Origin of the sequence: Kitasatospora sp. NPDC051984 (genome assembly GCF_044593455.1) — a bacterium.
Classification (GTDB): domain Bacteria; phylum Actinomycetota; class Actinomycetes; order Streptomycetales; family Streptomycetaceae; genus Kitasatospora.
Window position 1 is genome coordinate 46,391 of the sequence record NZ_JBIUCB010000028.1, and the last position, 13,738, is coordinate 60,128.

The 13,738-nt window shown below is 72.9% G+C and carries 17 protein-coding genes; 7 read left to right on the forward strand and 10 right to left on the reverse strand.

What is annotated here, in order from left to right; all coding sequences use genetic code 11:
* The first annotated feature begins 95 nt into the window (after positions 1-95).
* Together lnt and fxsA are read left to right on the forward strand one after the other, a co-directional pair.
* Positions 96-1,673, forward strand: a complete 1,578-nt coding sequence (gene lnt, locus ACIHEI_RS32965) for an apolipoprotein N-acyltransferase (protein WP_396609280.1) — start codon at positions 96-98, stop codon at positions 1,671-1,673.
* 206 nt (positions 1,674-1,879) lie between these two features.
* Complete coding sequence (gene fxsA, locus ACIHEI_RS32970) at positions 1,880-2,449, forward strand: FxsA family membrane protein (RefSeq protein WP_392953340.1); 570 nt, start codon at positions 1,880-1,882, stop codon at positions 2,447-2,449.
* Positions 2,450-2,619: 170 nt separating this feature from the next.
* Here fxsA and ACIHEI_RS32975 read toward each other — a convergent pair whose 3' ends face one another.
* From ACIHEI_RS32975 to ACIHEI_RS32985, 3 genes are all read right to left on the reverse strand, one after another.
* Positions 2,620-2,994, reverse strand: coding sequence for an RNA polymerase-binding protein RbpA (locus ACIHEI_RS32975; RefSeq protein ID WP_073816413.1), 375 nt, complete (start codon positions 2,992-2,994; stop codon positions 2,620-2,622).
* A 235-nt stretch (positions 2,995-3,229) separates the two neighbouring features.
* Positions 3,230-4,828 (reverse strand): hypothetical protein, encoded by a 1,599-nt coding sequence (locus ACIHEI_RS32980; protein ID WP_396609281.1) that lies wholly within the window; start codon positions 4,826-4,828, stop codon positions 3,230-3,232.
* Positions 4,829-4,950: 122 nt separating this feature from the next.
* On the reverse strand, positions 4,951-5,145 hold the full coding sequence (locus ACIHEI_RS32985) for a hypothetical protein (protein ID WP_014134294.1): 195 nt from the start codon (positions 5,143-5,145) through the stop codon (positions 4,951-4,953).
* A gap of 221 nt (positions 5,146-5,366) precedes the next feature.
* On the opposite strand from ACIHEI_RS32985, the gene ACIHEI_RS32990 reads away from it, so the two are divergent.
* The 3 genes from ACIHEI_RS32990 (at position 5,367) to ACIHEI_RS33000 (ending at position 7,378) form a co-directional block, all read left to right on the forward strand.
* A complete protein-coding gene (locus tag ACIHEI_RS32990; protein WP_396609282.1) occupies positions 5,367-5,873 on the forward strand; it encodes a GNAT family N-acetyltransferase in 507 nt (168 codons plus the stop codon).
* Positions 5,874-5,988: 115 nt separating this feature from the next.
* The gene (locus tag ACIHEI_RS32995) at positions 5,989-6,840 is read left to right on the forward strand and encodes a DNA polymerase subunit beta (protein WP_396609283.1); all 852 of its coding nucleotides are present in this window, start codon (positions 5,989-5,991) and stop codon (positions 6,838-6,840) included.
* A 1-nt stretch (position 6,841) separates the two neighbouring features.
* Positions 6,842-7,378 (forward strand): GNAT family N-acetyltransferase, encoded by a 537-nt coding sequence (locus ACIHEI_RS33000; RefSeq protein WP_396609284.1) that lies wholly within the window; start codon positions 6,842-6,844, stop codon positions 7,376-7,378.
* On the opposite strand, the gene ACIHEI_RS33005 is transcribed toward ACIHEI_RS33000, so the two are convergent.
* From ACIHEI_RS33005 to ACIHEI_RS33020, 4 genes are all read right to left on the reverse strand, one after another.
* Positions 7,375-8,025, reverse strand: a complete 651-nt coding sequence (locus ACIHEI_RS33005; RefSeq protein WP_396609285.1) for a transcriptional regulator — start codon at positions 8,023-8,025, stop codon at positions 7,375-7,377. The two genes, ACIHEI_RS33000 and ACIHEI_RS33005, sit on opposite strands and share 4 nt — an antisense overlap.
* Before the next feature lie 117 nt (positions 8,026-8,142).
* Positions 8,143-8,754, reverse strand: a complete 612-nt coding sequence (locus tag ACIHEI_RS33010; protein ID WP_396609286.1) for a YbhB/YbcL family Raf kinase inhibitor-like protein — start codon at positions 8,752-8,754, stop codon at positions 8,143-8,145.
* 159 nt (positions 8,755-8,913) lie between these two features.
* On the reverse strand, positions 8,914-9,210 hold the full coding sequence (locus tag ACIHEI_RS33015; RefSeq protein ID WP_396609287.1) for an alpha/beta fold hydrolase: 297 nt from the start codon (positions 9,208-9,210) through the stop codon (positions 8,914-8,916).
* Complete coding sequence (locus ACIHEI_RS33020) at positions 9,207-9,707, reverse strand: SRPBCC family protein (protein WP_396609288.1); 501 nt, start codon at positions 9,705-9,707, stop codon at positions 9,207-9,209. Before ACIHEI_RS33020 ends, ACIHEI_RS33015 begins: the two co-directional genes overlap by 4 nt.
* A 183-nt stretch (positions 9,708-9,890) precedes the next feature.
* Between ACIHEI_RS33020 and ACIHEI_RS33025 the strand changes: the two genes are divergently transcribed.
* A complete protein-coding gene (locus tag ACIHEI_RS33025; RefSeq protein WP_396609289.1) occupies positions 9,891-10,724 on the forward strand; it encodes an alpha/beta fold hydrolase in 834 nt (277 codons plus the stop codon).
* Between the two features lie 27 nt (positions 10,725-10,751).
* Positions 10,752-11,363: a TetR/AcrR family transcriptional regulator gene (locus tag ACIHEI_RS33030; protein ID WP_396609290.1), complete on the forward strand. Its 612-nt coding sequence runs from the start codon at positions 10,752-10,754 to the stop codon at positions 11,361-11,363.
* 45 nt (positions 11,364-11,408) lie between these two features.
* On the opposite strand, the gene ACIHEI_RS33035 is transcribed toward ACIHEI_RS33030, so the two are convergent.
* From ACIHEI_RS33035 to ACIHEI_RS33045, 3 genes are all read right to left on the reverse strand, one after another.
* Positions 11,409-12,026, reverse strand: a complete 618-nt coding sequence (locus ACIHEI_RS33035; RefSeq protein WP_396609291.1) for a vitamin K epoxide reductase family protein — start codon at positions 12,024-12,026, stop codon at positions 11,409-11,411.
* A 4-nt stretch (positions 12,027-12,030) separates the two neighbouring features.
* Entirely contained in the window at positions 12,031-12,825 is a 795-nt protein-coding gene (locus tag ACIHEI_RS33040) for a DsbA family protein (RefSeq protein ID WP_392955965.1), read from the reverse strand.
* Between the two features lie 174 nt (positions 12,826-12,999).
* Complete coding sequence (locus ACIHEI_RS33045) at positions 13,000-13,638, reverse strand: hypothetical protein (protein ID WP_392955968.1); 639 nt, start codon at positions 13,636-13,638, stop codon at positions 13,000-13,002.
* Between the last annotated feature and the right edge of the window lie 100 nt (positions 13,639-13,738).

Genomic DNA, 13,738 nt, shown 5'->3' on the forward strand with positions numbered 1-13,738 from the left:
AGGCCCTCGCTACGCGTGATGTACCTTTCGGGGGACGTCGTACGAAGTAGAGAGATGGTGCGCAGGTGGCACTGCCCGTTTCGCAGGAGCGCCCCGTGACCGGGCAGAAGCCGGAGGACGGGGCGCCGGCGCGCCGCGGCCGCGGGGGATGGTGGGCCCGGACCGGCCTGGCCGCGGTGTGCGGGACGGCGATGGCGTTCGCGTTCCCGCCGTACGACGTGTGGCCGCTGTCGATCCTCGGGGTGGCGGCGCTGACGCTGCTGACCCGGGGCCGGCGGGCCCGGCACGGCGCCTGGCTGGGCTACGTGTTCGGGCTGCCGTTCTTCGTGGTGCTGCTGTCCTGGCTGCGGGTGGTGGGCTGGGACGGCGTGGTCGGCCTGTCGGCGATCGAGTCGGTGTTCTTCGCGCTGATGGGCGCGGGCCTGGCGCTGACCTCGAAGCTGCGCGGCTGGCCGCTGTGGGGCGCGATGCTCTGGGTGACCCAGGAGTGGGCGCGCGACCGGCTGCCGTTCGGAGGCTTCCCGTGGGGCCGGCTGGCGTTCGCCAACACCGCCAGCCCGTTCACGCCGCTCGCCGCGCTCGGCGGCGCCCCGCTGGTGACCTTCGCGGTCGCCTCCTGCGGCGCGCTGCTGGCCTGGGCGGCGCTGTGCGTGCTGCGGGCCCGCCGGGCCGGCACCGCCGTACTGCCGTGGCGCACCGCCGCGGGCAGCCTGGCGGCCGTCGGACTGGTGCTGGTCGGCTACGCGGTGCCCGTGCCGACCACGGCCGCCGACACCGTGAAGGTCGCGATCGTCCAGGGCAACGTGGACCGCCCCGGCATGGACTTCCTCGGCCGGCCGATGCTCGTCCTGAACAACCACGCCAAGACCACCGAGCAGCTCGCCGAGGACGTCGCGGCCGGCCGGGTACCCAAGCCCGACGTGGTGATCTGGCCGGAGAACGCCTCCGACCTCGACCCGTTCACCGACCCGGCGGCCTACGCCCGGATCGACCAGGCCGTGAAGACCATCGGCGTCCCCACCCTGGTCGGCGCCCTGGTCGACGGCCCGGACCAGCAGCACGTGCGCAACGAGGGCATCGTGTGGGACCCGAACTCCGGCCCGGGGGAGTCCTACACCAAGCAGCACCCGGTGCCGTTCGGCGAGTACGTACCGTTCCGCGCCGAACTCTCCAAGGTGATCACCCGCCTGCAGCGGGTCGCCCGCGACTTCTACCCCGGCACCGGCAGCGGCGTCATGCACCTGGGCCCGGCCCGGATCGGCGACGTGATCTGCTTCGAGGTGGCGTACGACGAGATCGTCCGTGACACCGTCAACCAGGGCGGCCGGGTGCTGGTCGTGCAGACCAACAACGCCACCTACAACAACACCGGGCAGACCGAGCAGCAGCTGGCGATGTCCCGGCTGCGGGCGGTCGAGCACGGCCGGGCGGTGCTGATCGCGGCCACCAGCGGCGTCAGCGCGGTGATCACCCCGGACGGCGTGGTCGAGCAGCGCACCAAGGAGCTCGACCAGGAAGTGCTGAGCGCCGTGGTGCCGCTGCGCGACGGCCAGACGGTCGCCGACAAGGTCGGCGCCGGGCCGGAGTGGGTGCTCGCCCTCGGCGGCCTGCTGGCCTGCGGCTTCGCCGCCGCGGCCGGGTGGCAGCGGCGCCGGGCGGCCAAGCGGGCCTGAGCGGGCGTTCGGCGGCTCGGGGCGGTCCTGGCGCGTGCTGGGCCGCGCCCGGCCGTTTCGGGCCTCTGTGCAGCAGGTCAGCGGCAGGTCAGGGCCGGGGCGGCGGAACACCCGGCGGTGCCGGGCCGTTGTCCAGGGTGGTGCCGTGAACGCGGCCGGAGTCGCCGGCCGCCGCTGAGAGCACCGCGATGGAGTGGATCCGTACCGTGTCCCAGCAAGCAACCTCGGCCCGTCCGACCCGGCGCGGGCGCATCGCCCGATTCGTGCCGCTGATGATCGCCGCCTGGCTGGTGCTGGAGATCTGGCTGGTCACCGTGGTGGCCGGCTGGGTGGGCTGGTTCCTGACGCTGGTGCTGCTGCTCGCCGGAGTGTTCCTCGGCGGCACGGTGATCAAGCGCGCCGGGGTACGGGCGTTCCGCGCCGCGGTCGAACTGTCCAAGGACCCGCAGTCCGCGCAGCCGCAGACCGGCACCTCGATGACGGTGCTGGCCGGCGTCCTGCTGATCCTGCCGGGCTTCCTGTCCGACCTGCTGGCCGCCACCCTGCTGCTCCCGCCCACCCGCGCCGTGTGGCGCGCCGCCGCCCGCCGGCTCACCGGCACGGTGCTGCGCTCCACCGCCCCGGTCGGCGCGGACCGGTTCGCGGACGCGATGCGCCTGCAGGAGCAGCTGCGCATCCACCGCCCCGACGGCAAGGTCGTCCAGGGCGAGGTCGTCGACCCGGCGGCCGGCCCGAAGGGCCCGGACACCGAGTACCGGCCGCCGATCGCCCCCTGACCCCGGTCACTCTCCCCGCTTCTCACTCTTCCCGCTCCGGATCGCTCCGGAGCGGGGAGTTTTCTGTTCCTCGCTTCCTCGCTTCCTCGCTTCCTCGCTCCGGAGCCGGGAACGCCGAAGGGCCCCGGAACTTCCGGGGCCCTTCGGCAGTGGTGCGGTGTTGCGGTCCGTCAGGCGGACTTGCGGGAATCCCGCGGGTGGACCGCCAGGTTCATCCCACCGGAACGGAGTACGGCCAGGCGCTCGGCCAGAACCTCCTCCAGCTCCTCGCGGGTCCGGCGCTCCATCAGCATGTCCCAGTGGGTGCGCGTGGGCTTGGTCTTCTTCTCCTCGGGCTCCTCACCGTCGAGGAGTGCGGCCTCCTGGCCACAGAAGCGGCATTCCCACACCACGGGGATCTCCGCCTCGACCGAGAACGGCACCTCGAATCGGTGTCCGTTCTGACATGCGTACTCAACGGTCTGGCGCGGTGCCAGATCAATACCGCGGTCGGTCTCGTAGCTGGTCGCCCCGAGTCGCGTGCCGCGGAGAGCTCGCTCGCTCATGAATCGTGCCTCCCGGGCTTCTTGCCCACAGGACTAGTGGTCGCTGTCTTCGTCGATGGGTCCAACGCTCGACCTCCGACGAAGATTCCCGTCCGGGACATACGTCGCCTGTCGTGCCGCCCCTGTTTGTACCCATGGTCGCCCGATTTGTCACATCTGCGCGGTGATATCACCCGGCGTGTCACATTTTGTGCACTTCTGGTCGGCGTGAATCGGGGGCAGCCGCGCGGGTCCGTCAGGCCGGACGCGACTGAGTCGGGGCGGCGTCCTTGGTCAGCTGCACCGCGGCAACCTCCGCGGCGACCTCCGGGTCGGAGTCGGCGGGCTCGGCCGCGGTCGGGGCGGGCGCCTCGATCGGGCTGTCGCGGTGCGGCAGCAGCGCGATCACCGCCTCGCGCAGGGCCGGCGGGGCCTCCTCGTCCAGCGGGTCCACCGTGACCGGGACCTGGACCCGGACCGGGGAGGCGGTGCCGAGCCGGGCGTAGCCGCGGCCGGGCGGGGTGTGCGCGGCGGGCGCGATGTCCAGCGGGACGCCGAGCCCGGCCGAGCCGGACTCGGAGGTGACCGGGCCGAGCACCATCCGGGCCCGGGTGCAGGTGTGCACCGTGGCGGCGATCCGGTGCCGGGCGTCCAGGTCGTCCACGAACACCACCGTGACGCGCGCCGCCCGGCCGTGCCGCAGCGGCACCTCCAGCAGCTCCTGCGGGTCGGTGCGGCCCTCGGCGTGGGCGAGTTCGGACAGCTCGGTGAGGTGGTCCAGCAGGATCCACAGCGGCCGGGTGACGTCCGCCGGCGCCGGCACCCCGTGGTGGCGGGCCGCGTTCAGCGTGATCAGCCGGCGCTCGGTCTCCTTCGCCACCCACTCCAGCGCGGCCAGCGCCCCGTGCAGGCTGGTCTCCACGGTGTACACGCCCGGACGGTTCACCAGGCAGGCGTGCTCGCCGGTGCTCGCGCCGTCCACCACCACCAGGTCGCCGTACGGCAGCGCCTGCAGCGCGATCGAACGCAGCAGCGTCGAGGTGCCGTAACCGGCGGCGCCCAGCGCCAGCAGGTGCGGCTCGGCCGAGCGCGGGCCGACCCGCCACACCACCGGCGGCTGCTGCTCGGTCACCCCGCCCTGCTCGACCGGGATGGTGCGGTGGCTGCCCGCGCCGTCGGTGAAGCCGAGCACGATCTCGCCCGGCGCGGTGACGAAACGCTGCGCCACGATGTCGGCCGGCAGCGGCGCCAGCGCGGTCACCCGCAGCCGGTTGATCTCCTCGTCCCAGTCGAAGCGGTACTCCCTGGAGCGGCCCGCCTTGCCCTGCACCACCTGCTCGATCCGGGCCCGGGCGGCGGGCTCGGTGTCGGTGAAGTACGCCGGGTAGGAGATCTCCAGTGCGGTGAGCCGCCCGTCCGGGTCGAACTCCCAGCCGGAGAACGCGGCCCGCCACTCGCCGTCCAGCCGGTACAGCGCGAACGGCTCGTCGAACCCGCCGAGGTAGGGGGTGAGCGCCGCGTACAGCGCGGTCAGCTTGACGTCGGCGTGGTCCGGCTGCGGCTCGGCGGCGGACTTGGGGTTGCGGCCGACCCAGGCGGCCGAGGCGACCAGGGCGATCAGTGCGATCAGCGGGCCGTGCGGCAGCAGGAAGACGCCGAGCGTGACGGCCGCGCCGACCAGCAGCGTCGGGCCGCGCCGCTCCTTCGGGGTGGCCGCCCAGCGGGTCTTGGCCCAGTCGGCGTGGCGGAGCAGGCCACGGCCGATCAGTGTCAGCGGCGTGAACACGTCGGCGGCGTGGTCGCCGGCCGTGCGGGCGAGGTCGCGGCCCCGGTGGAAGTGGCGGATGAGGGACATGCTGGCTCCCGAGGCGGGTGGTGTTTCGACGGTCGGTCGGTCGCCGGCGGGGACGGCCCGGGTCGGCGAAAGGCCCGGGGCGGTGGGACCTCCGCGCCCGGGCCGCAAGGAGGTGGGGCCGGTCAGAACTTCAGGCCGCCGATCAGGCTGGCCAGGCTCGCGCCGCCCGCCTGAATGCTCGGGGCGATCGAGGAACCCGCGACGTAGAAACCGAACAGGGCGCACACCAGGGCGTGCGAGATCTTCAGCCCGTCCCGGCGGAAGAACAGGAAGGCGATGACGCCGAACAGCACGATGCCTGAGATGGAGAGAATCACGGGATGCTCCTCACGGGGGCGGGGACAAGTTGACAGAAAGTGCCTTAATGGTGACAAAAAGTAATAGATGATGGTGTGCGGCAAACGGGTTGACCCCGAGGCGCCCGCCCGGAAATCGCCTGAACGGCGGTTTGCGGGCGCACCCCGAACGGCCGTCCGGATGCGCGGGGCCGGCCGCCCGCCGAAAGGCCGCCAGGAAGCGGCCCGTACCCTTGACCGACATGGAGATCCGCACCACCGGCTTCGGACACCCCGACGCCCAGAAGCTCGCCGCCGACGTCCAGCAGGAGTACGTCCTGCGCTACGGCGACGGCGACCAGACCGCCATGCACACCGACCACTTCGACCCGCCCGCCGGGCTGTTCGTGATCGGCTACGCGGACGGCGAGCCGGTGGCCTGCGGCGGATGGCGGGTCAAGGAGCGCGACGCGGACGGCCTGCGCGACGGCGACGCCGAACTCAAGCGGATGTACGTCGTCCCCGCCGCCCGCGGCAAGGGCTACTCCCGTACCCTGCTGCGCCACCTCGAACAGGCCGCGATCGCCGCGGGGCGGACGCGGCTGGTGCTGGAGACCGGCACCCTGCAGCCCGAGGCGGTCGGGCTGTACAGCTCCGAGGGGTACGTCGAGATCCGCAAGTTCGGCTACTACAAGGACCACGAGCTCAGCATCTGCATGGGCAAGGAACTCGTCGGCGCGGAGGCCGACTTGAGCGCCGACGTGCGGTAACTTTCGGGTTCTCACGGTCGGTTGGGTTCGGCTCGTGCCGCACCGCGCCTCCCGGGCGGCCGTCCGGCCGAAAACGTCTGGCGGGGGAGGGGGCGGTGCGGCATCGTGGCGGGCGATGAATGAGAACAGTGGGCATGGCGAGTTGAGCGAGGCCGAGCTCGGGCGGATCGCCTCGCGGCTGGTGGCGGTCGAGGGAATTGTCGGCGTCTGCCTGGGCGGTAGCCGGGCGCGTGGGGCGCATGTTGCGGGTTCCGACTACGACTTGGGGTTGTACTACCGGGCCGGTGAGTTGGACACCGACGCGCTGCGCCGGCTGGCGGCCGAACTCTGCGGCGGGCCCGTCGAGGTGACCGAGCCCGGCGGTTGGGGTCCCTGGGTGGACGGCGGGGCGTGGCTGGATCTGGGTCCGGTGCGGGTCGACTGGATCTACCGGGACGTTGCCCGGGTCCGCGAGTACGCCGCCGAGGCGCGGGGCGGGCGTTACGTTCAGGGCCAGCAGGCCGGGCATCCGTACGGGGTGCCGTCGTACGCGTACGTCGGCGAGTTGGCGATGGGGCGGGTGCTGGCGGACCGGGACGGGTCGTTGGCCGCGCTTCAGGGTGAAGTGCGGGAATTCCCGGCCGAGTTGGCGAGGCGGTTGGAGGCGGACGCCGGGTGGGAGGTGCCGTTCGTGCTGGCCAATGCGCGCAAGGGGGCGCGGCGCGGCGATGCCGGTTATGTGCAGGGCTGTCTGTTCCGGGCGGTCGGTCTGCTGGTGCACGCGCTGCACGCGCGGGACGGGCGGTGGCTGGTGAACGAGAAGGGGGCGATCGCCTCGGCAGGTCAACTCCCTTCCGCACCACCGGACTTCGAGCGGCGGGCACAGGCGTTGTTCGCCCCTGGCGGGGCCGACCCGGCGGCGCTCGGTGCGGTGCTGGACGCGGCGGAGAAGCTGGCGGGCGAGGTTCTGGCCGGGGCGGGGGTCTGAGATGGCGGCATTCGTCGAACTGACCACGCCCCGGCTGCTGTTGCGCCAGTGGCAGGACAGCGACCTGGACCGGTGGGCGGAGTTGAACGCCGACCCCGAGGTGCGACGGTATTTCGGTGCGGTGATGACCCGGGAGCAGTCTGCGGGGGCGCTGGAGGCGTTCCGGGCGGAGCTCGCCGAACGCGGCTGGGGCTGGTGGGCCGTCGAACTCCGGGACGGGGGGCGGTTCCTGGGGTTCGCCGGGCTCGATCCGGTGGACGAGGAGGCGCCGGTCGAGGGCGTCGAGGCAGGCTGGCGGCTGCACCGGGACGCGTGGGGCCACGGTTACGCGACGGAGGCGGCGCGGGCTGTACTCCGGTACGGATTCGAGGAGTTGGCGCTGCCGGAGATCCTGGCGCTGATCGCGGCCGGGAACGCTCCGTCGCGGGCGGTGGCGGAACGCCTGGGCATGACGTACGACCCGGCGGCGGACTTCGAGGATGTGACGCTGCCGCCGGGGGAGCACCGGCGGACGGTGGTGTACCGGCTGAAGCGCTAGAGCAGTGCTGCCCAGAAGGACGCCTCGTACGCCTGCATCATGACGGCGGCGTGCCGGGCGTCCTCGGCGGATTCGCCTTCGTCTAGGGCGAGTTGGAGGAGGCTGAGGGCGGTGGGTTCGAAGTCCGGGGGGAGGGTGGCGAAGTAGCGGAAGAAGGCGGTGGCTTCGGCGGAGAGGCCGTAGTGGACGGGGAGGGCCTTGGCGAGGCGGGCGCAGTAGCCGCCCCAGAAGCCGAAGTTGGCGAGGAGGGCGAGGACGGTCTCGCCGAGGCGGCCGTTCTGGGAGAGCCAGGCGAGGTAGTGCGGGTAGGTCTGCGCGGCCGGGCGGGGGCGGTAGGCGGCCAGGTCGGCGGGCGGGAGGCCGACGGCGGTGGCGAAGGGGGTGAGCAGGTCGAGTGCCTGGCCTTCGCCTTCCGAGAGCCCGAGGAAGAACGCGGCGGAGGTGGGGGAGCTGTCGGCGTGGCGGGCGGCGATCAGGGCGAAGGAGCGGCGGTCACTGTGGATGATCCGGTACTCCTCGCCGGCGATCCGGCGCAGTGCCTCGACGGGTGCGGTGCCGGCCTCCACCAGTTCGACGAGGCGGTTGTGGGCGGCGGCCGGGGCGAGTTCGGCGACGGTGCGCTCGTACAGTTCCCGTGCGTTGGTCATGGGGCACCTCCGGCGGCGGGACTGGTGCGGACACCGCCCATGGTAGGGGCGGTGTCCGCGGCCGCCGGAGCGCCACACCGGGGAACGGCGTTCGCGCTCAGGGGTGTTGTGCGGGCGTCAGGGGGTCCGGGTGAAGGTGCCGACGATGGTGGTGGCCCCGAGGACGTACGGCTGGATCGCGGCGGTGACCTCCTCGTACGTCAGCCCCGCGGTCGGGAGGGTCGGGGTGGAGAGCGCGTAGAGCGTGAAGACGTAGTGGTGGGGCTGGCCCGTGGCGGGCGGGCAGGGGCCGCCCCAACCGACTATCGGGTCGCCGAAGCTGTTGGCGCCCGGGGTGAACTGGGCAGTGCCGTGGCCGTCGATGCGGCGGGCGGAGCCGGGGATGTCGTAGAGCACCCAGTGGTGCCAGCCGCCGGCCCGCGGCGCGTCCGGGTCGTTCACCAGCAGCGCGTAGCCCTGTGTGCCGGCAGGGGAGTTGCGCCAGTCCAGTCGGGGCGCGAGGTTCTTGCCGTGGCAGGGCGAGTCCTCGATGCCCGGCCAGCCGAACTCCGTCCACGCCGGGAGCTTGCCGCCGTCGCGGAAGTCCGGGCTGGTGAGGGTGAACGGCGTGAGGCGGGCCGTCGACGAGGTGTCCGACGCCGGGGCGGCGGCGGTGAGCGTGCAGCTGATGGTCAGCGCGGCGGCGGCGATGGCGGCCGTGCGCAGCGCGGGCAGGTGAGAGATGATCAACTTGACCCCCGTGGCGTTGATGTGACGCACCGTCAGGTATGGGCTGTGCGGCGGCCGTCAGCTAACCGGCCATTCGGCGGGCGGTCAAGAGTTTGCGCACTGAGGATCTCGTGACGCGTCAACTGTCGGACGGGTGGAGGGTGCGGCGGGCGCGGCGGATCAAGGTGGCGAAGCGGTCCGGGTGTGGGAGGGAGAGCAGGTGGCCGCCGGGGGTGCGGAACAGGCGGGAGTGGCGGGTGGCGGCGTGGACATACCGAGCAGCAGTGGGCGGCGGCCGGTCGCCTCGCGGGTCTCGAGGACGGCGTCGTGCGCGGCGGCGCCCGCGGCGGCGAGGGTGCCGTGGTCGGGGAGGTCCGCGGCCCTGACGCGGAAGTCGGGGGTGAGGCGGCGGAGGTGCGGGCGCCACATGGTGGCGGACGGGCGGATGCCGTGGACCGGCACGATCGGGGTGGTCACGGGTGGGCGGGGTGCGTCGACTCGACGGTGGCGCGGAGGCGTTCGAGGGTGGCGCGCATGCCGGCGCGGTTGATCTCCGCGCGGTCGGTGGGTCGGGTGCCGGTGAAGGCGCGGCCGAGGAACTCGGTCAGGCGGGAGCCCCGGCCGGTGCGCAGGTCCTCCCAGTACTCGGTGACGCGGACGGCGTCCGGCCCGTCCGGCTCGATCAGGTAGCCCCAACTGGCCACCGGGAGACCGAAGATGGTCACCCGGAAGGCGAACTCCTGCGGCGCCCTGGCGGTGCTGACCCGGCAGTCGGTGAACCACACGAACGGGCCCTTGCGGTTGAAGCCCAGGAAACGGGTGCCCTCGGTGACCGGTCCGCGGCCCAGCGTCCGGATCGCGAAGCACTCCGGGCTCCAGCGGGCCAGGTTCCGGATGTCGCGGAGCGCGGCGTACACCGACTCGGCGGAGGCGTGCACCGTCACGCTCTCCCGAACGGTCCATTGGCGGGTCATACGTACCTCCGATGGGGTGGGGGTCCGGACTGTAATCGGTGCGCGGAGAGCGGCGCAAGAGCGCCGGGTGTCGCCAAAAGTGCTGGTGGGGACGGTACTTGACGGTTCGGGAGAGTGCTCGCTAGCTTGGAACGAGACGACTCGTTCCGAGCTGTGGGGCGAGTGGAGACGGGAGGGTGGATCGTGCGGATACCGGTGCCGGGCGCCGAGGCGCTGGCCGCGACGGTGACGGTGCCGGACGGTGTACCCGCCGCGGTGCTGGTGCTGTGGCCCGCGCTCGGGGTGCCGGCCGGCTACTACGCGCCGTTCTGCGCCGAGTTGGCCGCGCGCGGCGTCGCCACGGTGGCGGTGGACCTGCGCGGGCAGGGCGAGAGCGGGCCGCCCGCCGACCGTCGCTCGACGCACGGCTACCACGCGCTGGCCGCCCGGGACTTCCCGGCGGTGACGGCGGCGGCCCGGGCCAGGTTCGGGCCGGACGTGCCGCTGTTCCTGCTCGGCCACAGCATCGGCGGGCAGGCCGCCGTGCTGGCCGCCGCGCGCGAACCCAAGGCGGTGGACGGCCTGGTGCTCGTCGCCTCCGGCACCGTGGACTTCCGGGGCTTCACCGGCATCGCCCGCCTGCGGGTACTGGCCAGCACCCAACTCCTCGCGCTGATCGCCACGTTGTGGGGCTACTGGCCCGGCCACCGGCTCGGCTTCGGCGGCCGCCAGCCCGCCCGGCTGATGCGCGACTGGGCCCGCCTCGGCCGCACCGGCCGCTTCGCGCCCGCCGGCGCCGACCTCGACTACGAACAGGCCCTGGCGGCGGTCTCCCTGCCCGTCCTCGCCGTCTCGCTCCCGGGTGACCACCTCGCCCCCGCGAGCGCGGTCGACCGCCTGGTCGCCAAGCTCCCCGCCGCCCAGGTGGAGCGCCGCCACCACACGCCCGCGAACGGCGAATCCGCCGACCACGTCCGCTGGGCCCGCTCCGGCGGCGGGATCGCCGAACTGATCACCGGCTGGCTGGCCGGGCGCTGACGAGAACAGACGGAGGCAAGGACACTCATGGGGGAGAAGCGGAATCTGCTCCCGCTGTCCGAGGAACAGGGCGCGCCCGTAAGGGACTTGGCGGCCCGGGAACGGATCCTGGAGACCACGCTGCGGGTGCTGTCCCGGGTCGGCTACGCGAGGGCGACGGTCGGCGGCATCGCGCAGGAGGCCGGCGTCGGCAAGGCCACCGTCTACCGGTCCTGGCCGCACAAGGCCGCACTCACCCTGGACGCCGTACGCACCCGGCTGCCGGACATCCCGGTGGACGACCTCGGCGACAGCCCGCGCGAAATCCTCGGCGTGGCCCAGGCGCTGGCCGGCCTCTACGGCGCCCCACAGGTCCGGGCCATTCTGCCTGCGCTGATCTCGGACGCCGCCACCGACCCCGAACTCGCCCACCGCCTGCGCACCGAGCTCATCGAGCCCCGCCGCGACCGCTCCGCCACCGTCCTGCGCCGCGCCGTCACCCGGGGCGTCCTCCCCGCCGACACCGACGTCCTCACCCTGCTCGACATGTGGGCCGGCCTGATGCTCTTCCGCGGCATCGTCCTCGACGGCGACCTCGACGAGCGGGGCGTCCAGGCCCTGGTGTCGGCCGCGCTGGCCTCCCCGCCAAGGGTGTCGTGAAACGCCGAAAGGGCCGGCCCGCGAGGGCCGGCCCTTTTCAGGACGTCAGAGCAGCGTCGACCAGTAGTACCAGAAGCGGGTCAGGATGAGCAGGCCTATCAGCAGGAAGCCGGCGGCCGGGACCAGCCACTGGTGGTTGAGGGCGGCCAGGCGGCGGATGGTGGGTGGGGTGGGGAGGATGCCGGTGCGGATGTTGTGGATGGTGGTGGACCAGAAGAGGGTGATGACCACGGCCCAGACCACCATGCAGTAGGGGCACAGGGCGCCGATCTCGTACAGGGCCTGGCGGATGAGCCAGGCGACGAAGGCGAGGCCGACGAGGCTGCCGCCCTGGAGGGCGAGCCAGAACCAGCGGCGGTAGGAGGCGCCCGCGAGCAGGCCCGCGCCGATGGCGGCGAGGGCGCCGAAGGCGGCCAGGCCGAGGATCGGGTTGGGGAAGCCGAAGACTTCGGCCTGTTCGGTGCGCATGACCGAGCCGCAGCTGATGATCGGGTTGATGTTGCAGTTCGGCTGGAAGGCCGGGTTCTCGATCAGCCGGATCTTGTCCAGGGTGAGCTGCGCCGAGGCGGCCAGGCCGAGCAGTCCGCTCAGCAGGATCAGCCAGGAGAAGCGGCGGCTCGCTGCGCCCTTGATTGCTGGGGTGGTGTCCCGGGCCGTGGTCATCGCGTCACCCGCCCAGGGTCTGCTTGACCAAGGCGGTGAACTGCTCGCCGCTCAGCGCCTTGCCGTCCTTGCCGATCACGTCGAGGGTCTTGCCGTCGAGCTTGACTGTCGGGGTGCCGGTGACGCCGCTCTTGTTGAACGCGGCGGCGACCTTGGTGGCCCAGTTCTTGTAGGTGCCCTCGGTGACGGCCTTGGTGAAGGCCTCGGTCTTCAGGCCGGGGACCTGGCCGGCGAGGTCGAGGATGTGGTTGACGTCGCCGAAGGCGTCCGAGGTCTCGGCGGGCTGGTTGGCGTAGAGCACGTCGTGGAACTGCTTGAACTTGTCGACGCCCTCGTTCAGCGCGGCGCCGGCCGCGGCCAGCGCGGTCTTCGAGCCCTTGCCGCCGAGGTTGTTGTCGAGGAACGCGGCCAGGTGGTACTCGATCTTGTACTGGCCCTGGTCGGCGAGTTCCTTCGCGGCCGGTCCGGACGAGGTCTCGAAGGCCTCGCAGACCGGGCAGCGGAAGTCCTCGTACACGGCCAGGGTGTGCGGGGCGTCCGGGTTGCCGTAGACGACCACGGTGCTGTCGGGGCCGGTGGCGTTGGCCGGGACGGCGATCGGGCCGCTCGCGGAGTCGGAGTTCTTGGAGGCGTTCACGGCGAGGGTGGTGCCGCCCGCGATCACGGCGACGGCCGCGACGACCGAGATGCCGATGGTGAGGGCGCGGCGGCGCTTGGCGCGCAGCGCCTCCGCCTGCTGGGCCTGCTTCAGGCGCTCGCGGGCCGAGACCGTCTTGGCGGACTTGTGGGTGCTGGGCATGGTGATCCGTCTCCTCTGCACCCGGCGGGCGGCGCGGCCCGGCTCCCAGGTGGTCTCACCTGGACGGGAGCAGGGGCGGGCGGCGGCCCGGCGGGGTGCGGGTCATGAAAAGTGAAGGGGCAGCGGGATGCCCGGAGACGGCCGCGGAACGCGTCGTGCGAAGTGGCGGGGCCGTCAGCAGGCGAGGGCCAGCTGCGGCGGTCCGCGACGCGGGGCGGGGGTGTGGACGGCGTCCTGCGGACGGCGCGGGGCGGGCTCGACGCCGGCCGGGGGCAGCAGCTCGGCCGGGCAGGCCGGGCGGGCCGCCAGGAGCAGCGCGCGCCAGTGGCCGGGCAGCAGCCGGGCCACCGTGCGCAGGGCCTCGCCGACCCCGTCGAGGGCGGCGTCGGCCAGCCGCAGCCAGGCCGCGGCGGCCAGTGCGACCACCAGGTGCACGCCGAGGACCAGCAGGCGCAGCATGCCCGCCGAGTTGTGCGTCCACTCCGCGAACAGTTCGGAGCCGCTGACCCGGTCGCCGCCACAGACCAGCAGGTCCACGCCGTGCATGGGCCGGGAACAGGCGTCCTGGCCGAGGTTGAAGACGGTGTTGAGCAGCAGTTCGACCGGTACCAGCACCGCGGACAGCAGCAGGAAGTGGCGGCGTGCGCCGTCCAGCAGGACCGCGAGCAGGAAGACCGCGACGCAGGCGACTGCGACCAGGGTGAGCGGCAGGGCACGGCCGGTGATCACCACCTGGCCGAACGCGGCCAGCGGCACGGCGAGCGCGGTGAACACCGCGCCCCGCAGGGCTCTGGTCGCGTGAATGCCGGTCATGGCTCCGGAGTATGCCACGCCGAAGGTCCCGGGCACGAGGGCCCTTCGGCCCCGGCGATGGCCGTCCGACCTGCGGATAAGCCCTGGATAAAGGGGACTT

Bases quoted from the DNA above. Each gene is read 5' to 3' on its own strand.
- ACIHEI_RS33030 (WP_396609290.1), top strand. From the start codon at position 10,752: ATGGGGGAGAAGCGGAATCTGCTCCCGCTGTCCGAGGAACAGGGCGCG.
- ACIHEI_RS33005 (WP_396609285.1), bottom strand. From the start codon at position 8,025: ATGACCAACGCACGGGAACTGTACGAGCGCACCGTCGCCGAACTCGCC.
- ACIHEI_RS33020 (WP_396609288.1), bottom strand. From the start codon at position 9,707: ATGACCCGCCAATGGACCGTTCGGGAGAGCGTGACGGTGCACGCCTCC.
- ACIHEI_RS32980 (WP_396609281.1), bottom strand. From the start codon at position 4,828: ATGTCCCTCATCCGCCACTTCCACCGGGGCCGCGACCTCGCCCGCACG.
- ACIHEI_RS33040 (WP_392955965.1), bottom strand. From the start codon at position 12,825: ATGCCCAGCACCCACAAGTCCGCCAAGACGGTCTCGGCCCGCGAGCGC.
- ACIHEI_RS33045 (WP_392955968.1), bottom strand. From the start codon at position 13,638: ATGACCGGCATTCACGCGACCAGAGCCCTGCGGGGCGCGGTGTTCACC.
- ACIHEI_RS32995 (WP_396609283.1), top strand. From the start codon at position 5,989: ATGAATGAGAACAGTGGGCATGGCGAGTTGAGCGAGGCCGAGCTCGGG.
- ACIHEI_RS33035 (WP_396609291.1), bottom strand. From the start codon at position 12,026: ATGACCACGGCCCGGGACACCACCCCAGCAATCAAGGGCGCAGCGAGC.
- ACIHEI_RS33000 (WP_396609284.1), top strand. From the start codon at position 6,842: ATGGCGGCATTCGTCGAACTGACCACGCCCCGGCTGCTGTTGCGCCAG.
- ACIHEI_RS32990 (WP_396609282.1), top strand. From the start codon at position 5,367: ATGGAGATCCGCACCACCGGCTTCGGACACCCCGACGCCCAGAAGCTC.
- ACIHEI_RS32975 (WP_073816413.1), bottom strand. From the start codon at position 2,994: ATGAGCGAGCGAGCTCTCCGCGGCACGCGACTCGGGGCGACCAGCTAC.